Raw genomic sequence first — 17,699 nt, forward strand, 5'->3', positions numbered from 1 at the left:
ATGCTGCACGATCCCGCCCAGCTCGACCTGATGTTCCAGGCGCTCGCAGACCCGGCCAGGCGCAGCATGGTCGAACGGCTGTCGCGTGGGCCGGCCTCGGTCAGCCAGTTGGCCGAACCGCTGGCGATGTCGCTGTCGGCCGTCGTCCAGCATCTCAACGTGCTCGAAGCAAGCGGGCTGGTGCGCTCGGAAAAGCTCGGCCGCGTGCGCACCTGCCAGATCGCGCCGCAGGCGCTGCGCAGCGCAGAACACTGGATCAACGAACGGCGGCTGACATGGGAGCGTCGGCTCGACCGGCTCGGCGATTTTCTCGCCGGGACCGAATGACCTGAAGCAGAGGAGAAATGACCATGCCCGGCAAAAGCAGAGCGGAGTTGATCCGCGGCTATTTTTCCGCCTACCAGGCGAATAACAAGGCTGCCGTCGCGGCGGTGCTCGCCGACGATTTCACCTTCACCAGCCCCTATGACGACGCCATCGACCGTGCGACCTATTTCGAGCGCTGCTGGCCGGACAGCCCGGCCTTCAGCTCGATCGTCATCGAGCGGATATGCGAGGACGAGGACGCCGCCTTTGTCCTCTATCGCTGCGAGACGGCGGACGGAAAGACCTTCCGCAACACCGAACTGCATCTGTTCCATGGCGACAGGTTGCGCGCCGTCGAAGTCTATTTCGGCGCGTCCTATCGCGACGGCGTCTTCGTCGCGCAGAAACCATCAAGCTGACCAAGAGGACCCGACCATGGCCGAACGATCCGTCGTCCACTCCACCTTGGTCCTCGAGCGCCTCTATCCAGTTGCGCCGGCGAAAGTCTATTTCGCGCTCAGCGATCCGGCCGCCAAGCGGCGCTGGTTCGCCGACCCCGACAACCCGATGACCCACAGGCACGAAATGGATTTTTGCGTCGGCGGCCAGGAGGTCAATGCCGGCGGGCCGAAGGACGGGCCGATCCACACCTATACCGCCACCTATCAGGACATCGTGCCCAACCAGCGCATCGTCTACAGCTACGACATGCTGTTCGGTGATGTCAGAATCTCGGTTTCGCTGGCGACAATTGAGCTTCGCCCGGAAGGCACGGGCACGCGTCTGGTGCTCACCGAGCAGGGCGCGTTTCTCGATGGGCACGACACACCGTCATCGCGCGAGCATGGTACCGGATTCCTGCTCGATGCGCTGGGCAAGGCGCTGGCAACGGACACTTGAAAGCCAGGGAGGCGAGCTGGAATCGCGGCCTATGCTTCCCAGAACTGATCAAGCCAAATATTGAGCTTGAGGAAGCCGCCACTGCTGACTGTATAGACCCGCCTCGTGCCCTCGGCCTTGGCCTGAACCAGACCGGCGTCCAGCAACACTTTCAAATGCTGGGACACGGCCGGGCGGGAGACTGGCAGGCCCGAAGCCAGTTCGTTGACGGTTTTCGGGCCACGCCGGAGCTCTTCCAGAAGATAGCGCCGGTTGGGGTCCGCAATCGCCATGAAGGCGTCAGAAAAGATCATGCCTATACTTGTGGGGCAAAGCTTTTCAAATCTCAACCGTCGGCTTCCGCTTTTCTGAGCCGCAGTGCTTCAGGGGTGACCGAGCGATCGGCCGGCTGGGTCTTGAAGGCGTCGCGGTCTTCGATCGGCACCGGCGCGCGGCGGCTGATGCGCAGCAACGTGTAGGCGGCGAGGCTGAGATGCGCCAGCGCGGTGGCCAGGAACAGGCCTTCGGGGCGGAGCCAACCCATCAGGGCGGCAGCCAGCAGGGGCCCGATCATGGTTCCGAAGCCATACAGAAGCAGCAGGCCGCCCGAGACCTTGACGAAACCCTCCGATCGGGCGTGGTCGTTGGCATGCGCCACGGCGATCGAATAGAGCGTGTAGGCAAAGGCGCCGTAGGCGGCGGCGAAGACAATGACGAGGACGGCGGAACGCGGTTCGAACAGGAAGATCAGGATGGCGAACAGTGCGGCGCCGAAAGCCGCGCCCGCCAGCACGAAACGGCGGTCGGTCTTGTCGGAGAGGCGTCCGGCCGGAAGCTGCATGGCCGCGCCGGCAATAACGACAAGGCTCATCATCAGTGCGATCTGGGCGGTGGAGATGCCGATACGGGCGCCGTAGACGGCGCCAAGCGTGCCCCAGGCGCCATTGGCGATGCCGACCAACAGGCAGGCGATCGCCGACACCGGCGAGTTGGCGTAGAGACCTTTGACGTCGAGCTTGACGTCCTGCAAAGGCTTGGGAGACGAAGCCGACGACACCGCGGTCGGGATCAGCGACAGGCAGAACAATATGCCGGTGATCATGAACAGCGATGCCGATCTGACGTCGCCGCCGGCAACGATCATCTGGCCGCCCATGATCGAGGCATAGGTGACCATCATGTAGAGGCCGAAGACGGTGCCGCGGTTCTCGTTGGTGGCCTTCTCGTTCAGCCAGCTTTCGATGACCATGAAGGCTCCGGCCATGGTGAAGCCGGTGAAGGCGCGCAGCAGGATCCAGACATATTCGTCGATGATCAGGCCGGTAAGCAACGCCACGATGGCGCCCGAAGCGGCAAAGGCGCCGAACGCCCGGACGTGGCCGGCGCGGCGCACCAGGCGCGGTGCGAAGAAGCAGCCGGTGACGAAGCCACCGGCCCAGGCCGTGCCCATCAGGCCGAGCGATGCGGTCGAAAACCCTTCGAGCTGGCCGCGCAACGGCAACAACAGGCCGTGCAATCCCGAAGCCGCGAGCAGGAAAGCGGTGCCGCGAAGCAGCGAGAGGATCGGCCTGTAGCTTGCAAACATTGTTTGATCCGTCTGGAGATTCGGTGGCGGGGTCTGAAGACAGGCGCATTCGGGCTTTTCGGCGGCGGATGCTCAACGCCGAAACTAACGCGAAAACTAGCCGCGGCGAAACAGGGCTTCGGCCGCCGATTTGGTGCTGCCCTTGGTCTGGAGCTCGGCTTCGAGCCGGGCAATCTCCTCGCGCAGGATGCTGATCCGTTCGGTCAGGTCACCGACCGAAAGCAGCGACAGATCCTGTCCGATCTCATGCGGGCGGGCTTTCTTCTTGGGTTCGTCGTCGAAGATCGCCATCGTCGCTCCTCCCTATTCAGTATTGGGGCTGATTTGGCCATTTGCCTGATCCGGCAATCAGCATACATAGGGCAGGGGCGTAGATGCAAACAGCCGGCAAGAAGCTGGCAGCCGGCGGACCGAGACGGGAAATTTCATGGCGAGCGGACATAAAATTCCAGCCACGATGACGGCCATTGCAATCTCGCAACCGGGCGGGCCGCGGGTGCTGAAACCGGAAACGCGCGACGTGCCGGTGCCTGGTCCCGGCGAAATCCTGATCCGGGTGCGTGCGGCCGGCGTCAACCGCCCCGACGTGCAGCAGCGCAAGGGCGCCTATCCGGCGCCGCCCGGCGCTTCCGACCTGCCCGGTCTCGAGGCATCGGGCGAAGTGGCCGTCCTTGGCGACGACATATCGCGCTGGCGCATCGGCGACCGGGTCTGCGCGCTGACGCCGGGGGGCGGTTATGCCGAATATGTCAAGGTTCATGCCGGCAGCGTGCTGCCGCTGCCCGCCGGCTTCACCCACACGGAGGCGGCCGCGGTTCCGGAAAACTATTTCACCGTCTGGCACAATGTGTTCGAGCGCGGCGGCCTGAAAAAGGGTGAGACGCTGCTGGTCCATGGCGGCTCATCGGGCATCGGCACCACGGCGATCCAGCTGGCGTCGGCCTTCGGCGCCTATGTCGTCACCACCGCCGGCAGCAAGGAAAAATGCGACGCCTGCCTGAAACTCGGCGCCGACCGGGCGATCAACTACCGCGAGGAGGATTTCGTCGCGGCGGTCAAGGATGCGACCGGCGGCAAGGGGGCCGACGTCATTCTCGACATGGTCGGCGGCGACTATATCGCGCGCAACTACGAGGCCGCCGCGGTCGAGGGCAGGATCGTCCAGATCGCCGTCCAGGCCGGCGCGGTGGCGAGCGCCGATTTCTCGAAAATCATGGTCAAGCGGCTGACCCACACCGGCTCGACGCTGCGGCCTCGCACGGTCGAGTTCAAGGCGGCGCTCGCCGCCGCACTGGAAGCACAGGTGTGGCCGCTGCTCGGCACCCGGAAGGTAGCGCCGGTGATGGACATGATCTTCCCGCTGACCGACGCCTGGCGGGCGCATGAGCGCATGGAAGAGGGCGAGCATATAGGCAAGATCGTTCTCGACGTCGGCTAGATGGGGCGAGATTCAGGTGAGGCCGGCCTGCGAATGGCGGCTCCCTGCGCTTCCGGCCTTCGCCGGCCGAAGCCCTCATGAGGCGTTGCGGCAGTTAAGGCTACGGCCGGCGTAGGCCGGTGCTTCGTACTGAAGTACGCTTCGCTCCGGTTCTCGGGAGCCGCCATTCTCGGCTCGGCCTGACCTGAACCTCGCGCCATGCTCCGCGCTCAGCCTGTCGGCAAGATGAACACAAGCTTAATGCTGCAATGCAGCATTTGCATTGCGGCTATGCAAAGACGTCTGTTCAATTCGTGGGCAGCACTGCCTATCTAAGCGTCATCGAAACGATTTGATCCAACAACTGGAGGACAACCATGAACCCGATCCGCGCTTTCCGTAACTGGCGTATGTACAACGAAACCGTGCGCGAGCTGAACAAGCTCAACGCCCGTCAGCTCAGCGACCTCGGCATCAGCCGCGGCGACATCGAGAGGATTGCCCGCAAGGCCATCTAATTCGAAGCCTGGTCGGCCGATGAGGCCTGACCACGCGGCAGAAGCAAGAGCCGCCGCAGACGGTATCCCGTCGCCGGTTCCGAGCCCGCTGGACCCTGTCCGGCGGGTTTTGTCGTCTTGGACCCCCTGTACAACTCGGCATCAATGATCGCCGGAGCCGAGGTCCTCCTGGCCTCCCCCGCTGTCCGGTGTCCGACGGGCTGCGCCCTGCGCCAAAAACATTGCGAAACGGCAGCGGAGCGGTTATACAGGCCGCGAATTTCCCATTTTGGTGGCTCTAAACCACCGCCCGCGCGGGAACGCGGGCGAACGAGAAGGATTTTTGAAATGGCCAATACGCTGCTGATGCCCAAGGCGACCGCCGTCTGGCTGGTCGACAACACCGCGCTTTCCTTCGAGCAGATCGCGCAGTTCTGCGGGTTGCATCCGCTCGAGGTCAAGGCGATCGCCGACGGCGAATCGGCGCAGGGCATCAAGGGCATGGATCCGATCATGACCGGACAGCTGACCCGCGACGAGATCGCGCGCGCCGAGAAGGATCCGAACCAGCGCCTGAAACTGTCCGACCCCAAGGTGCGGGTGCCGGAATCCAAGCGCAAGGGTCCCCGCTACACACCGCTGTCGAAGCGCCAGGACCGGCCCAACGCCATCCTGTGGCTGGTCCGCAACCATCCGGAATTGAAGGACGCGCAGATTTCGCGCCTGGTCGGCACGACCAAGTCGACGATCGAACAGATCCGCGAGCGCAAGCACTGGAATTCGGCCAATCTGCAGCCGATGGACCCGGTGACGCTGGGTCTCGCTTCGCAGATCGACCTCGACATGGAAGTCAACCGCGCCTCGCGCGGCCGCGAGCAGGCGCAGCCTGTCGGCGACACGCTGCTGCCGGCTGCCGTGACCGAGCGCCTGGTGCCGGCGCCGGAGAAGCCGAAGGACGAGGATGCCGAGCTCGACGCAAACGCCGTGTTCGCCAAGCTCTCGGCGCTCAAGTCCAAGAAGGAAGATGCGGACGACGAGTAAGGTTTGCGACAGTTCATCAAAAAAGCCCGCTTCGAGCGGGCTTTTTCATTGATTATCGAAGTCTCAGCTGCGCGCCGCCCGGTCCGGCGTCATGCCATAGTCCTCCGAGCGTTCGACGGCGCGGTAGAAGTCGGCAAGCTGCTTGCCTCGCTCAGGCTTGAAGATGCGGCCGGCGATGACCACCGAGGCGATGCGGTCGATGCGGAAGGCGCGGAAATCGTCGCGCATCTCGCACCAGGCAACCAGCGTCCATACCTTGCCCCAGAACCACAGACCGAGCGGACGGATGTCACGCCCGGTGCCGCGGCCGGCCTCGTCGCGGTAGTCGATGGTCAGCACCTGTCGCTTCTCGACAGCGCGCTCGATCACGTCGATCGCCTCACGCGCGGCGTCGCTCACCACCCACATCGGCGTGTGGATCTCGGTGCGGGCGATGCGGTCCTTCTCGGCGTCGGGCAGGACGGCGCCGATCTTGACCAGCGCCTCGTCGGCCGCACGCGCCATGGCCGCGCCGCCAAAGGCCCGCACCATGCGGGCGCCGGCGACCAGCGCGACGATTTCGTCACGCGTGAACATCAGCGGCGGAAGGTCGAAACCCTCCCTCATCATGTAGCCGACGCCGGCCTCGCCGTCGATCGGCACTCCGGTCGACTGCAAATCGGCGATATCGCGGTAGATGGTCCGCTCGGAAACCTCGAGCCATGTGCCGAGCTTCTGGGCGGTGACCAGCCGGCCGCCACGCAGGTGCTGCACGATCTGAAAGAGCCTGTCGGCACGTCGCATCGTATGGTCCCTCGGCTGCTTGTCTATGAATGTCATGGGGCCAAAACCGGTTCCGGGTGACATCCATGTCCTGTTTTATGCTTGTCGTTCTCCCAAAAACCGCTGCGCACTTTTGGGCGACACGCATTATGGTTTAAGTCCTTCGCGCTTGCGCTGCACGGCGACGAATTCCGCGCCGAAGGACAACTTCTTCGTTGTCGGCGTGTTCACGTCGAGCACACGCCAGTACGGCGTGATATCGTTCAGCGTCATGCCGCGTTCGAGATCCTCATTGGCGGCTTCGGCGACGGTTCGCAGATGATAGCCGATGGTGACCGGACATGTCACTTGCGCCCCATGCTCGATGGCGAGCGCGGTGCGCAAGGCGCGTACATCCATCTCGAGGCCGTTGGGGATCGTGCGGATGAAATCATCGACCTGACGGGCCGTCGGCACCAGCATCGGCTGGCCCTCGACGACGTCGCCCATTGTGCGTGGCGTCGGCTTCACGCCGTTGACGCCCGGCGTGTTCAGCCTGTCGTTCCAGCTTTTCACCATTCATGTCTCCTGACACGTTTATGGCATGGTGCTCCTGACAGCATTCTGTCAGGAGCCTTCAGCATTGTCCGTAGCAGGCGCCAAAAGTCTTTGCGCCAGCCCAAGGCGTCGCCGCCCGGGGGTCCATGTCAATGATCCGGGCGTTGCGGGGTCCGCATCCAAGCATTGTCATGTAAAACGCCTCAGATCTCGCGAATGCGGCTGTGACCCTCATACATATCCGGCCAGCCAATGTCCTTGCGGATGTCCGCCGGCAAGGAGTTCAGGAAGCGCTGGGTACGGACTTCATTGCGCATCGTGCGGATCTTGCCGACATAGTGCTGTACGCTGTTCAAAATACCAAAGCTGTTCATGACCATCTCCTCTTCTCTGATGGAGACACTATCGCATACCCCTCCTGACAGCAGTCTGTCAGGAGCATGTCAGCTCGTTGAAGAAAGCTGCGAGGTGCTTGGCGGTCGGTTCGGAAACGAGCCTTTTGTCAGGAATGGCCAAGTCGACCGAGACCATGCAAGAACCGCTTTGACAGCCTGTCGCGATGCTGCTCAAAGGCGGGCATGTCGAAACTCCTCGCGCTCGTCATCATCGGCATGATGGCCATTCAGCTGATCAAGCCGCTCGGCTGGCCGGGCCTGAAGCGGCGCGGCGATTTCTGGAAGCTGGCCCTGATCGCCATGGCGGCCATCGCGCTGGCGGGTGCGCTGGGGCACTGGGCATAGCCTTGAGGGTCAGGTCGGGTCCACCGTTCCCATGGCAATCATCCGGATGGCGTTGAGGCTGGGCACGAAGAAGTAATCGCCACCGCGCGTCGTCATGAATTCCGGCAGGTTCGCCGCAATAAAAGGCGTGGCGTTGGCCGGGCCGGCCGGAATGACATGCTTGCTCGATTCGGCGCGGTTGCCGGTCAGCGTGCAGGTGTCGTTGCCGGTTTCGGAATCCAGGCCGTAGCTCGTCCATTGCTGCTGGATGATATTCTGGCTCAGATCCATTGGAAGCAGGCTGCAATCAACAGTATTTGGAAATACTCGCGTCAGTTCTCTGAAGCCCACCAGTCCGAGCTTGTGCCCCCTCAGGTCAATCGGCGAGCACCCATCCGACCAGATGTTCGGCCCAGGCGCGGTAACCGGCTTCCGAGGCATGAAAGCCATCGGAGGCAAAGCCGGCCTCAGGGTTGGTGATCGGCAGCCGTGGCGCCGGCACGGCGCCGCGCTCGAAACAGAGGCGCTCGCCCATGCGGTTCATTGCGGTAGCGCGGATTTCGAGTATCTTGCCGAGCAGCGGCGGCATGGCCGGCGCACGGGTGAATTCCAGCACCGGCGACCAGACGACGCGGGCCTCCGGCCATTTGGCGCGCAGCGCGTAAAGCAGGCCGCCGAACTCTTTCTTGAAGCGCGGCACCGAGTGGAAATTCTTGGTGTCGTTGGTGCCGATGGCCAGCACTATATGCGTCCACCGATCGGCCGACAGATTGGGCAGCACATGGTCGCGGATCTGGCCCGACGTTGCCGAGTTGAAGCCGGCGGCGCGCCAGCGCACGGCAAGGCCGGTTCGCTGCGCGATCATGACGGCAAGCTGCGCGGCAAGCCCGTTCTCGGAATTGCCGATGCCGACGGAAGCGGCCGAGGAATCGCCCAGCACCAGCAGCGAGATGGCCGGCGCCTTGCCCGATATTTCGTGCATGACCGGCCCTTGTGCCGGCAGCATGCGGGTGGTGCGGCGGCGCACGCCGATGCCCTGCCAGACATAGACGGGGTAGGCGAGCCAGGTAAGAAGGGCCGGGAAGCGCATGGCAGTACCGTTAGAGGTTAACGGCAGCCTTAGCGCATGTTTGGGCGCAGGTGAACGCGCTTCTAGTCGCAGCAGTTTTCCTTAGCCGCCTGCTTTTCCTGATATTCGTCATGCAGCCGCACCCAGTCCATCAGGCTTTGATAAGGGCCATTTTCGCCGCGGCCCTTCGGCGTCATATCGAGATAGTCATAGGTGCCGATCTGCGCCTCGCCGCCGCGGGCGCGCGACATAAAGGTGAGAAAGATGTCGCCGTTCTCGTCCTTGTAGAAAACACTGGTGCCGGCAAGGTCCTTTGACGTGCGCGGACGCGTCTCGAAATTGTAGGTGGTGTCGCCGGCCGCGATCTGCTTGTCGGTGAAGGAGACCTGCATGTCGAAGTTGAAATCCGAGGCGTAGGACGACACCCAGTCGAATTTCCAGCCCATACGCTGCTTGTAAGGCAGCAGTTCCGCCAGCGGCGCGCGCGCAACCACCACCAGCGACACGTCGTGGCGCCTGAGATGCTGATCGGCGCCGTCTATATGGTCGGCAAGGAAGGAGCAGCCTTCGCAGCGGTGGTTCGATCCTGGCGTCATCATGAAGTGGTAGACGATCAGTTGGCTGTTGGCGCCGAACAGTCCGGCCAGGTTCTTCGGACCCTGCTCGGTCTCGAAGACATAGTCCTTGCGGATTTTCATCCAGGGCAGTTCACGCCGCTCGGCGGCGATGCGCTCACGCAACCGTGTCAATTCCTTCTCGCGCGCCAGATGCGCCTTGTGCGCCTCAAACCAGTCTTCACGCGAAACCACCTTGCTGCGAGTCATGAAGTTCTCCCTGTCTGTTCACCCAAGGACGTTTGGGGTGGGCAGAAACCGACATCGCCGTCAGCTTTTGCCGAAAAGGAGATAAGGATGGGCGAACTCCGTCCCAAGCCCGCCTTGTCATAAACAAAACCCGGGCGCATCGGCCCGGGTTGTATGACAACGGGAGGACTGCGCTCAGGCGGCCTGTTCGAGGCTCGCCGTCCATCGTCCCAGCGCCGCCAGATGGTTCATGTGGGCACGATGGGTGAAGGCGGCCTGGCCGGAGGCGACGTTCGATGCCTTGCCGCTCCAGGCCTTTTGTGGGGCGGCCTGCAAGGCGCGGCCATAGGAGAAGGTCAGCTTCCACGGATGCGGCCCGATGGCGTTGATGGCGTTGAGGTTGGCGGTCGCCTCCTCGTCCGACTGCCCGCCCGAAAGGAAGGCGATGCCCGGCACCGCTGCCGGTACGGTTTCGCGGAACAGTTTTATGGTCTTTTCCGCGACCTCTTCGGGGCTGCTCACCTTGCCCGACTTCCTGCCGGCCAGCACCATGTTCGGCTTCAGGATGGTGCCTTCCAGCACAACGCGCGCCGCATGCAGCTCGTCATAGAGCTTGATCAGCGTTGCCTTCGAGATGTCGTAGCAGGTGTCGATGTCGTGCGCGCCGTCCATCAGCACTTCCGGCTCGACGATCGGCACGATGCCGGCCTCCTGGCACAGTGCGGCATAGCGGGCCAGCGCATGGGCGTTGGAGGCAATCGAATTGACCGAGGGCACGCCCTTGCCGGTGTCGATGTCGATCACCGCGCGCCATTTGGCGAAGCGGGCGCCGAGCTTGTAATAATCTGCGAGCCGCTCGCGCAAGCCGTCGAGGCCTTCGGTAACGGTATCGCCGGGAAAGCCGGCGAGTGGCTTGGCGCCGGCATCGACCTTGATGCCGGGAATGGCGCCCGCCGCCTTGATGATGTCGACCAGAGGCGTGCCGTCGGCAGCCTTCTGACGGATGGTCTCGTCGTAGAGAATGACGCCGGAGATGTACTTCGTCATTGCGTCCTTGGCGCGGAACATCATCTCGCGGTAGTCGCGGCGGCTATCGGCGGTCGATTCGACGCCGATAACGTCGAAGCGCTTCTTGATGGTGCCGGAGCTCTCATCGGCGGCCAGCAGGCCCTTGCCGCCGGCCACCATCGCGGCGGCAATGTCTTCGAGACGTTCGCTCATTTTTCTTCTCCTAAGGGGGTACGTTCCGCGCGTAACGGAAGTCTACCGCCAAAGGAATGGGATCGGAAAGCTCGAATCGATTGAAAGTTCCTGGCGTCCGTTTTTGCGCCCCCGATCCGGTCAGGCTTGTTTCTTCAGCACGTCGACGCCGGGCAGCGGCTTGCCTTCCATCCATTCGAGGAAAGCGCCGCCGGCGGTCGAGACATAGGTGAAGTCGTCGGCGACGCCGGCATGGTTGAGGGCGGCCACCGTATCGCCGCCACCGGCGACCGAGACCAGCTTGCCGGCCCTGGTGCGGGCCGCCGCGTGCCTGGCCGCCGCCACCGTGGCGTGGTCGAAAGGCTCGATCTCGAAGGCGCCGAGCGGGCCGTTCCAGACCAGCGTCGCGGCGCGGTCGATCCATTCACCGATCGTCTTCACGGTCTTTTCGCCGAGATCGAGGATCATGCCGTCAGCCGGGACATCCGAAATGGCAACGGTCTCGCTGGCCGCACCCGCCTTGAATTCCTTGGCGACGACACCGTCGACAGGCAGGATGATGGCGCAGCCGGCCTCGGCGGCCTCGATCATGATCTGCTTGGCGGTCGCGGCAAGGTCATGCTCGCACAGCGACTTGCCGACAGCGGTGCCACGCGCGGCGAGAAAAGTGTTGGCCATGCCGCCGCCGATCACCAGCGCGTCGACCTTCTTCACCAGGTTCATCAACAGGTCGATCTTGGTCGACACCTTGGCGCCGCCGACAATGGCGACGACAGGGCGGACCGGATTGCCGAGCCCCTTCTCCAGCGCCTCGAGCTCGGCCTGCATGGTGCGGCCGGCATAGGACGGCAACAGCCGCGCCAGGCCTTCGGTCGAGGAGTGCGCCCGGTGGGCGGCGGAAAAGGCGTCGTTGACGAAGATATCGCCATTGGCGGCGAGCCGCTCTGTAAAGGCCGGGTCGTTCTTCTCCTCGGTCTTGTGGAAGCGGGTGTTTTCCAGCAGCAGCACATCGCCCTTGTTCATGGCGGCGACCGCACTGCCCGCCGTGTCGCCGACGCAGTCGCCGGCAAAGCCGACGGGGCGGCCAAGCACCTCCGCGGCAGCCTTGGCGATCGGCTCCAGCGAGAATTCGGGCGAGGGACCATCCTTCGGGCGGCCGAAATGCGCGAGCAGGATGACCTTGGCGCCCTTGCCGGACAGCTCGGCGATGGTCGGCGCGATGCGTTCGATGCGGGTGGCGTCGGTGACCTTGCCGTCGGCGACGGGCACGTTGAGGTCGACGCGCACCAGCACGCGCTTGCCGCTGATATTGCCGATATCGTCGAGTGTCTTGAAGGCGGCCATGCGGGTTCCTTTCCGTGGAAAATCGCCGGGACCATACCTCGCATCGATGACGATGCAAGGCTTGAGCCGGGGTGCGAGCTAAATTTTGAGATCAAGGCGAAGGCTGTCATGATGATGCGGGACGTCAGCGTGAACCGATCGCTTGTCAGCCTTCTGTCGTTATCTTTTCCGCCGTCGGCTCAAGGGCCTTCTCATTGGCTGTCGCCTCTGCAGTCTGCGTCTCGGTCGGCTTGCGCCAGTTGCGGATGAAGGCGGAGACACGATCGCCGATCTCGCCGGCGCTCAGGAACACCGGAACCCGCGCCACCGGCGCGGTCGGCTCGAAGGAGAGGCCGAGACCGGTGATCTTGCCCTTGTCGTCGACGTCGCGGACGATCAATTCGATCGGGCCGATCAGCACCCGGTCGGCATATTCGGCATGGCCGCCAAGCCTTGCCGTCACCAGCGCGCCGACGGTGAGCTTCTGCTCGGCTTCGCTCAATCCCGGTGTGTATGCGGCCTCGAGCTCTGCGGCCGAGCGGGCGGGATCGACGGCGAAGGCGCCGAAGAAGTCGGCATCCTCGGGGTCGACTACGGCGCGGCTGGCAAACAGCTTGTCAAGCAGGCGCGGATAGCGGTCGGGCACGAAGATGTAAACCTGGTCGCCGGCCGCGAGCCGGCCCATGTCCTGGAAACGCATCGAGCGGCCGTCGCGCAGCACCAACGAGGGCCGTGCCCAGCGCGGGATACGCTCGCCGCGCGCCACCGGGCTGCCGGGCGCCACGCGGTAGGCGAGCAGTTCGTGGTGGGCGGAGCCCGGCAGTTCGAGTTCGACCTTGTCGAGCGGCCCGAGCCTCGCCGGCACGATCAGGCCGAGCCGGCGCGCCAGCGGACCGACCGACCAGCCCTGCACCACCAGCGATACCAGCACGATGATGAAGGCGACGTTGAAGATGGTGCGGCCGTTCTCCAGTCCGCCGAGCAGCGGGGTGATGGCAAGCAGGATGGACACGGCGCCGCGCAGGCCGACCCAGGAGACGAAGGCGATCTCGGGACGCGGCAGGCGGAACGGGATAAGGCAGAGCCAGACGGCGACCGGGCGCGCTACAAACATCAGGAACAGGCCGAGCAGCACCGCCGGCACCATGATCGCCGGAAACTGCGAGGGTGTCGCGAACAGGCCGAGGATCAGGAACATGATGATCTGTGCCAGCCACGACATGCCGTCCTGGAAGCGCTTCAGGATGGTGACGGCGCGGATGTCGGAGTTGCCGGCAATCAGCCCGGCGAGATAGACCGCCAGGAAGCCCGAGCCGCCAATGGCGCCGGCCGCGGCGAACACCATCAGCGACAGGGTTAGCACGAAGATCGGCAGCAAGCCATGGTCGAGGTTGAGCCGGTCGACGAGGCGCACGATGCCGAGCCCGCCAAGCACGCCGACGACGGCGCCGAGCCCCATATTGAGCAGGAAGCCGAGGATCAGGTCGGTGACCAGCACATGGGTCTCGGGATTGGCGTGGGCGGCGATGATCTCGACCAGCGTGATGGTCAGGAAGATGGCGATGGGGTCGTTGGTGCCGGATTCGACTTCGAGCGTGGCGCGCACGCGCTCGCGCAGATTGATTTCGCCGGCGCGCAGCAGGAAGAACACCGCAGCCGCGTCGGTCGAGGCGACGGCAGCTCCCAGAAGGAAGGATTCCAGCCAGCTGAGGTCGAGCAGATAATAGGCGGCGGCGCCGAACAGGCCAGTGGTCAGGATTACGCCGAAGGTCGCCAGCGACAGCGCCGGTCCGGCCGCTTGGCGCAGCGCGTTGAGCGGCGTGCCGAAACCGGAATCGAACAGGATGACCGCCAGCGCCAGCGAGCCGGCAAAATATGCCACGCGCGCATTGTCGAATTCGATGCCGAGACCATCGACGCCGCTGGCGAGGCCGATGCAGAGGAAGAGCAGCAGCAAAGGGGCGCCGAAGCGGAAGGCGATCAGGCTCGAGAACGCTGCGGCGACGACTAGCGCTGTGCCGACCAGCGTGACGAGATAGATCGCATGCTCCATCCGTGATTTGCCCCTCGAATTCCTCTTTCTACCGATTCACGGGAGAGTGGGGCGAAGGCATGGCCGGTGCAAGGCGCAAGGATGGCTTTTTGCCTGATGCCGCTGATTTTCCGGCGTTTGGCGGCTTGGCCCGCCTTGCCCGCCGCCCTGACGAAAAACGCCCGGACAAGCCGGGCGTTCGAAGCTGCGAGACGATGCCTTCAGGTCAGGCGATGGTCTTGCCAAAGGCGACCGAGGTGTCGGCCATGCGGTTAGAGAAGCCCCACTCATTGTCGTACCAGGACAGCACCGAAACGAAGTTGCCGTCCATGACCTTGGTCTGGTCGAGCGCCAGGATCGACGAGCGCGGATCGTGGTTGAAGTCGATCGACACATTCGGATGATGGGTGACGCCGAGAATGCCCTTCAGCTTGCCGTTGGAGGCAGCGATCACCGCTTCGTTTATCTCCTGCACGGTGGTGGCGCGCTTGGCGATGAACTTGAAGTCGACAACCGAGACGTTGGGGGTCGGCACGCGGATCGAGATGCCGTCGAGCTTGCCCTTGAGGTCGGGCAGCACCAGGCCGATCGCCTTGGCCGCACCGGTCGAGGTCGGGATCTGCGACAGGGCAGCCGCGCGGCCGCGGTAGAGATCCTTGTGCATGGTGTCCAGCGTCGGCTGGTCGCCGGTGTAGGAGTGGATCGTCGTCATCATGCCCTTTTCGATGCCGACGGTCTCGTGCAGCACTGCGGCCAGCGGCGCCAGGCAGTTGGTGGTGCAGGACGCATTCGAGATGACGATGTGGTCCTTGGTCAGCTTGTCGTGGTTGATGCCGTAGACGACGGTGAGGTCAGCACCTTCGGCAGGCGCGGAGACGACGACGCGCTTGGCGCCGGCGGTCAAATGCGCGGCAGCCTTGTCGCGGGCGGTGAAGATGCCGGTGCATTCGAGCGCGATGTCGATGCCGAGTTCCTTCCACGGCAGTTGCGCCGGGTCCTTGATCGCGGTGACCTTGAAGGTCTCCTTGCCGACGGTGATCTGGTCGCCCGAGACCGACACTTCGTGCGGGAAGCGGCCGTGCACGCTGTCATAGCGCAGCAGATGCGCGTTGGTCTCAACCGGGCCGAGGTCGTTGACGGCGACCACGTCGATGTCCTTGCGGCCGGATTCATGGATGGCGCGCAAGATGTTGCGGCCGATGCGGCCAAATCCGTTGATGGCAACTCTGACGGTCATTTTACTCTCCCTGGGAGCTGGAGGCGGCAGATGGGTCCGCAGCTTCATAGCGGCGGATGGCACAAGAATCCAGCCGCAGAAGGCCGAATTTAAATCGATTAGGTTGGTCCAGCCCCGCGAATCCGCCTTGGAGGTGCGCGGGACTGACCCTGATCTTACTTGCCGTGCAGGCGGGCTTCCGCCGCCTTGGCCGCGGCTTCGGCGGTGATGCCGAAATGCGGGTAGAGCTGCTCGATGGTGCCGGAAGCGCCGAAGCCGGTCATGCCGATGAAGATGCCGTCGGAGCCGATCAGGTGATCCCAGCCCTGGCGGATGCCGGCCTCGATCGCCATCTTGATCGGCGCGTTGCCGATCGTCTCCTTGCGGTAGGCGTCGCTCTGCTGGTCGAACAGTTCGAAGCAAGGCACCGAGACGACGCGGGTCGGGTGTCCATGCTTTTCAAGCAACTCACGGGCGCCGAGCGCGATCTCGACCTCGGAGCCGGTGGCGAAGATCGTCACCGCCGCTTCGCCGCTCGCCGTGGCCAGTTCATAGGCGCCCTGGCTCGAGAGGTTCCTGGCCGAGTGCTCGGTGCGCACCGTCGGCAGGTTCTGACGGGTCAGCGCCAGGGTGGACGGGGTCTTTTCCGATTCAATGGCGATCTGCCAGCATTCGGCGGTTTCCACCGCGTCGGCCGGGCGGAAGACATTGTGGTTGGGGATGGCGCGGAGCGCCGCCAGGTGCTCGACCGGCTGGTGGGTCGGGCCGTCTTCGCCCAGACCGATCGAATCATGGGTCATGACGAAGATCGAGCGGATGCCCATCAGCGACGCCAGCCGCATCGACGGACGGGCATAGTCGGAGAAGCACATGAAGGTGCCACCATAGGCGATGAGGCCGCCATGCAGCGTCAGGCCGTTGAGGGCGGCCGCCATGCCATGCTCGCGGATGCCGTAGTGGACATAGCGCTGGCCGTAATCGTCCGGCGTGATGTTCTTGGTCTGGCTGGTCTTGGTGTTGTTGGAGCCCGTCAGGTCGGCAGAGCCGCCGATGGTCTCGGGCACGGCGCCGTTGATGACTTCCAGCGCCATTTCCGACGATTTGCGGGTGGCGACCTTCGGCTTGTCGGCCGACAGCTTCTTCTTGTGGTCGGCAATGACGGCATCGAAGTTCGACGGCAGCTTGCCGGCGAGGCGGCGCTCGAACTCGGCCTTCATCTCGGGCTTGGCCTTGGCGAGCCGGCCCTCCCAGTCGGTGCGCGGCTTGGCGCCGGCCTTGCCGGCGGTGCGCCAGGCGTCGAGGATGTCGGCCGGGATCTCGAAGGGCGGCGAGTCCCAGTTGAAGAATTTCCGCGCGCCTGCGATCTCGTCGGCGCCGAGCGGCGAGCCGTGCGCCTTGTTGGTGCCGGCCTTGGTCGGGGCGCCGAAGCCGATGGTCGTCTTGCAGGCGATCATCGTCGGCTTGTCGGAATGGCGGGCGGCTTCGATGGCGTAGGCGATCGCCTCGGGATCGGTGCCGTCAATGTGGCTGGCGTTCCAGCCCGAGGCCTGGAAGCGGGCGACCTGGTCGGTGTTGTCGGCAAGCGAAACCGGACCGTCGATCGAGATGTTGTTGTTGTCCCAGAAGACGATCAGCTTGTTGAGCTTGAGGTGGCCGGCCAGCGCGATGGCTTCCTGCGAAACCCCTTCCATCAGGCAGCCGTCGCCGGCCAGCACATAGGTGTAGTGGTCGACGAGGTCGTTGCCGAAGGCGGCGTTCATGATGCGCTCGCCGAGCGCGAAGCCGACCGAATTGGCGAGACCCTGGCCGAGCGGGCCGGTCGTCGTCTCGATGCCGGTGGCATGGCCGTATTCGGGATGGCCGGCGGTCTTGGAACCCAGCTGGCGGAAATGCTTGATCTGGTCGAGGGTCATGTCCTCGTAACCGGTCAGATGCAGCAGCGAGTAGAGCAGCATCGAACCATGGCCGGCCGACAGGATGAAGCGGTCGCGGTCCGGCCAATGGGGGTTCTTCGGATCATATTTCAGGAAGCGGGTGAACAGCACTGTGGCGATGTCGGCGCAGCCCATGGGCAGGCCGGGATGGCCGGACTGGGACTTCTCGACGGCGTCCATGGAGAGAAAACGGATCGCATTGGCCATCCGGTCATGTTGTTCACGCGACGTCATGGTACCTCCGGGGTGGGGATTTGTGGGCTTGGCAGAGCCCAGGAAAGAGTGCGCGACACATAGCAGCCACGGGCTTTTAGTCAACAAATCGGCTGCACATTTGCCGGTCTTGTGATGGCTTTGAGACCTTATGGGGCGACCTACA

21 protein-coding genes are annotated in these 17,699 nt (G+C 64.0%); 7 read left to right on the forward strand and 14 right to left on the reverse strand.

Features of this window, described 5'->3' with window-relative positions:
• The 3 genes from NKK50_RS27120 to NKK50_RS27130 are packed head-to-tail and all read left to right on the forward strand — an operon-like array spanning position 1 to position 1,206.
• The gene (locus NKK50_RS27120) at positions 1–327 is read left to right on the forward strand and encodes an ArsR/SmtB family transcription factor (protein WP_023699361.1); all 327 of its coding nucleotides are present in this window, start codon (positions 1–3) and stop codon (positions 325–327) included.
• A 23-nt stretch (positions 328–350) separates the two neighbouring features.
• Positions 351–725, forward strand: a complete 375-nt coding sequence (locus tag NKK50_RS27125) for a nuclear transport factor 2 family protein (RefSeq protein WP_032893136.1) — start codon at positions 351–353, stop codon at positions 723–725.
• 16 nt (positions 726–741) lie between these two features.
• A complete protein-coding gene (locus tag NKK50_RS27130) occupies positions 742–1,206 on the forward strand; it encodes an SRPBCC family protein (RefSeq protein WP_352544166.1) in 465 nt (154 codons plus the stop codon).
• Positions 1,207–1,235: 29 nt separating this feature from the next.
• Here NKK50_RS27130 and NKK50_RS27135 read toward each other — a convergent pair whose 3' ends face one another.
• The 3 genes from NKK50_RS27135 to NKK50_RS27145 all read right to left on the reverse strand — a co-directional run bounded on the left by NKK50_RS27135 (position 1,236) and on the right by NKK50_RS27145 (position 3,061).
• On the reverse strand, positions 1,236–1,499 hold the full coding sequence (locus tag NKK50_RS27135) for an ArsR/SmtB family transcription factor (protein WP_023670147.1): 264 nt from the start codon (positions 1,497–1,499) through the stop codon (positions 1,236–1,238).
• 32 nt (positions 1,500–1,531) lie between these two features.
• On the reverse strand, positions 1,532–2,770 hold the full coding sequence (locus NKK50_RS27140; protein ID WP_352544167.1) for an MFS transporter: 1,239 nt from the start codon (positions 2,768–2,770) through the stop codon (positions 1,532–1,534).
• A gap of 96 nt (positions 2,771–2,866) precedes the next feature.
• A complete protein-coding gene (locus NKK50_RS27145; RefSeq protein ID WP_023670145.1) occupies positions 2,867–3,061 on the reverse strand; it encodes a DUF1192 domain-containing protein in 195 nt (64 codons plus the stop codon).
• A gap of 136 nt (positions 3,062–3,197) precedes the next feature.
• Between NKK50_RS27145 and NKK50_RS27150 the strand changes: the two genes are divergently transcribed.
• The 3 genes from NKK50_RS27150 to NKK50_RS27160 all read left to right on the forward strand — a co-directional run bounded on the left by NKK50_RS27150 (position 3,198) and on the right by NKK50_RS27160 (position 5,725).
• Complete coding sequence (locus NKK50_RS27150) at positions 3,198–4,208, forward strand: NAD(P)H-quinone oxidoreductase (protein WP_032903975.1); 1,011 nt, start codon at positions 3,198–3,200, stop codon at positions 4,206–4,208.
• Positions 4,209–4,564: 356 nt separating this feature from the next.
• On the forward strand, positions 4,565–4,705 hold the full coding sequence (locus NKK50_RS27155) for a DUF1127 domain-containing protein (RefSeq protein WP_023670143.1): 141 nt from the start codon (positions 4,565–4,567) through the stop codon (positions 4,703–4,705).
• Between the two features lie 327 nt (positions 4,706–5,032).
• Entirely contained in the window at positions 5,033–5,725 is a 693-nt protein-coding gene (locus NKK50_RS27160) for a DUF1013 domain-containing protein (RefSeq protein WP_023670142.1), read from the forward strand.
• Positions 5,726–5,788: 63 nt separating this feature from the next.
• Here NKK50_RS27160 and NKK50_RS27165 read toward each other — a convergent pair whose 3' ends face one another.
• The 3 genes from NKK50_RS27165 to NKK50_RS27175 all read right to left on the reverse strand — a co-directional run bounded on the left by NKK50_RS27165 (position 5,789) and on the right by NKK50_RS27175 (position 7,398).
• A complete protein-coding gene (locus tag NKK50_RS27165; protein WP_023683994.1) occupies positions 5,789–6,508 on the reverse strand; it encodes a helix-turn-helix transcriptional regulator in 720 nt (239 codons plus the stop codon).
• A 126-nt stretch (positions 6,509–6,634) separates the two neighbouring features.
• Entirely contained in the window at positions 6,635–7,045 is a 411-nt protein-coding gene (locus NKK50_RS27170) for a hypothetical protein (protein ID WP_031199867.1), read from the reverse strand.
• 182 nt (positions 7,046–7,227) lie between these two features.
• Positions 7,228–7,398 (reverse strand): hypothetical protein, encoded by a 171-nt coding sequence (locus NKK50_RS27175; RefSeq protein ID WP_023670139.1) that lies wholly within the window; start codon positions 7,396–7,398, stop codon positions 7,228–7,230.
• 204 nt (positions 7,399–7,602) lie between these two features.
• Between NKK50_RS27175 and NKK50_RS27180 the strand changes: the two genes are divergently transcribed.
• Positions 7,603–7,764, forward strand: a complete 162-nt coding sequence (locus NKK50_RS27180; RefSeq protein WP_023683991.1) for a hypothetical protein — start codon at positions 7,603–7,605, stop codon at positions 7,762–7,764.
• Positions 7,765–7,773: 9 nt separating this feature from the next.
• On the opposite strand, the gene NKK50_RS27185 is transcribed toward NKK50_RS27180, so the two are convergent.
• The 8 genes from NKK50_RS27185 to tkt form a co-directional block, all read right to left on the reverse strand.
• On the reverse strand, positions 7,774–8,094 hold the full coding sequence (locus tag NKK50_RS27185; protein ID WP_155924185.1) for a hypothetical protein: 321 nt from the start codon (positions 8,092–8,094) through the stop codon (positions 7,774–7,776).
• A 25-nt stretch (positions 8,095–8,119) separates the two neighbouring features.
• Positions 8,120–8,833, reverse strand: a complete 714-nt coding sequence (locus NKK50_RS27190; protein WP_023745776.1) for an SGNH/GDSL hydrolase family protein — start codon at positions 8,831–8,833, stop codon at positions 8,120–8,122.
• A 62-nt stretch (positions 8,834–8,895) separates the two neighbouring features.
• On the reverse strand, positions 8,896–9,636 hold the full coding sequence (locus NKK50_RS27195; RefSeq protein ID WP_352544168.1) for a DUF899 domain-containing protein: 741 nt from the start codon (positions 9,634–9,636) through the stop codon (positions 8,896–8,898).
• 174 nt (positions 9,637–9,810) lie between these two features.
• Positions 9,811–10,836, reverse strand: a complete 1,026-nt coding sequence (locus tag NKK50_RS27200) for a class I fructose-bisphosphate aldolase (protein ID WP_023745777.1) — start codon at positions 10,834–10,836, stop codon at positions 9,811–9,813.
• A 120-nt stretch (positions 10,837–10,956) separates the two neighbouring features.
• Positions 10,957–12,159: a phosphoglycerate kinase gene (locus NKK50_RS27205; RefSeq protein WP_352462188.1), complete on the reverse strand. Its 1,203-nt coding sequence runs from the start codon at positions 12,157–12,159 to the stop codon at positions 10,957–10,959.
• 145 nt (positions 12,160–12,304) lie between these two features.
• A complete protein-coding gene (locus tag NKK50_RS27210) occupies positions 12,305–14,191 on the reverse strand; it encodes a potassium/proton antiporter (protein ID WP_023670131.1) in 1,887 nt (628 codons plus the stop codon).
• A gap of 205 nt (positions 14,192–14,396) precedes the next feature.
• Positions 14,397–15,407, reverse strand: coding sequence for a type I glyceraldehyde-3-phosphate dehydrogenase (gene gap / locus NKK50_RS27215; RefSeq protein ID WP_023683984.1), 1,011 nt, complete (start codon positions 15,405–15,407; stop codon positions 14,397–14,399).
• Between the two features lie 155 nt (positions 15,408–15,562).
• A complete protein-coding gene (tkt, locus tag NKK50_RS27220; protein WP_352544169.1) occupies positions 15,563–17,554 on the reverse strand; it encodes a transketolase in 1,992 nt (663 codons plus the stop codon).
• Positions 17,555–17,699: the final 145 nt, after the last annotated feature.

The sequence above is a fragment of the Mesorhizobium sp. M0001 genome (assembly GCF_040324255.1).
Lineage (GTDB): Bacteria > Pseudomonadota > Alphaproteobacteria > Rhizobiales > Rhizobiaceae > Mesorhizobium.

What these genes read in the sequence shown, in the direction of transcription:
- NKK50_RS27170 (WP_031199867.1), bottom strand. Translation starts at nt 7,045, where the DNA reads ATGGTGAAAAGCTGGAACGACAGGCTGAACACGCCGGGCGTCAACGGC.
- NKK50_RS27155 (WP_023670143.1), top strand. Translation starts at nt 4,565, where the DNA reads ATGAACCCGATCCGCGCTTTCCGTAACTGGCGTATGTACAACGAAACC.
- tkt (WP_352544169.1), bottom strand. Translation starts at nt 17,554, where the DNA reads ATGACGTCGCGTGAACAACATGACCGGATGGCCAATGCGATCCGTTTT.
- NKK50_RS27200 (WP_023745777.1), bottom strand. Translation starts at nt 10,836, where the DNA reads ATGAGCGAACGTCTCGAAGACATTGCCGCCGCGATGGTGGCCGGCGGC.
- NKK50_RS27210 (WP_023670131.1), bottom strand. Translation starts at nt 14,191, where the DNA reads ATGGAGCATGCGATCTATCTCGTCACGCTGGTCGGCACAGCGCTAGTC.
- NKK50_RS27145 (WP_023670145.1), bottom strand. Translation starts at nt 3,061, where the DNA reads ATGGCGATCTTCGACGACGAACCCAAGAAGAAAGCCCGCCCGCATGAG.
- NKK50_RS27150 (WP_032903975.1), top strand. Translation starts at nt 3,198, where the DNA reads ATGGCGAGCGGACATAAAATTCCAGCCACGATGACGGCCATTGCAATC.
- NKK50_RS27175 (WP_023670139.1), bottom strand. Translation starts at nt 7,398, where the DNA reads ATGAACAGCTTTGGTATTTTGAACAGCGTACAGCACTATGTCGGCAAG.
- gap (WP_023683984.1), bottom strand. Translation starts at nt 15,407, where the DNA reads ATGACCGTCAGAGTTGCCATCAACGGATTTGGCCGCATCGGCCGCAAC.
- NKK50_RS27205 (WP_352462188.1), bottom strand. Translation starts at nt 12,159, where the DNA reads ATGGCCGCCTTCAAGACACTCGACGATATCGGCAATATCAGCGGCAAG.
- NKK50_RS27195 (WP_352544168.1), bottom strand. Translation starts at nt 9,636, where the DNA reads ATGACTCGCAGCAAGGTGGTTTCGCGTGAAGACTGGTTTGAGGCGCAC.
- NKK50_RS27180 (WP_023683991.1), top strand. Translation starts at nt 7,603, where the DNA reads ATGTCGAAACTCCTCGCGCTCGTCATCATCGGCATGATGGCCATTCAG.
- NKK50_RS27165 (WP_023683994.1), bottom strand. Translation starts at nt 6,508, where the DNA reads ATGCGACGTGCCGACAGGCTCTTTCAGATCGTGCAGCACCTGCGTGGC.
- NKK50_RS27190 (WP_023745776.1), bottom strand. Translation starts at nt 8,833, where the DNA reads ATGCGCTTCCCGGCCCTTCTTACCTGGCTCGCCTACCCCGTCTATGTC.
- NKK50_RS27125 (WP_032893136.1), top strand. Translation starts at nt 351, where the DNA reads ATGCCCGGCAAAAGCAGAGCGGAGTTGATCCGCGGCTATTTTTCCGCC.
- NKK50_RS27120 (WP_023699361.1), top strand. Translation starts at nt 1, where the DNA reads ATGCTGCACGATCCCGCCCAGCTCGACCTGATGTTCCAGGCGCTCGCA.
- NKK50_RS27135 (WP_023670147.1), bottom strand. Translation starts at nt 1,499, where the DNA reads ATGATCTTTTCTGACGCCTTCATGGCGATTGCGGACCCCAACCGGCGC.
- NKK50_RS27130 (WP_352544166.1), top strand. Translation starts at nt 742, where the DNA reads ATGGCCGAACGATCCGTCGTCCACTCCACCTTGGTCCTCGAGCGCCTC.
- NKK50_RS27140 (WP_352544167.1), bottom strand. Translation starts at nt 2,770, where the DNA reads ATGTTTGCAAGCTACAGGCCGATCCTCTCGCTGCTTCGCGGCACCGCT.
- NKK50_RS27160 (WP_023670142.1), top strand. Translation starts at nt 5,033, where the DNA reads ATGGCCAATACGCTGCTGATGCCCAAGGCGACCGCCGTCTGGCTGGTC.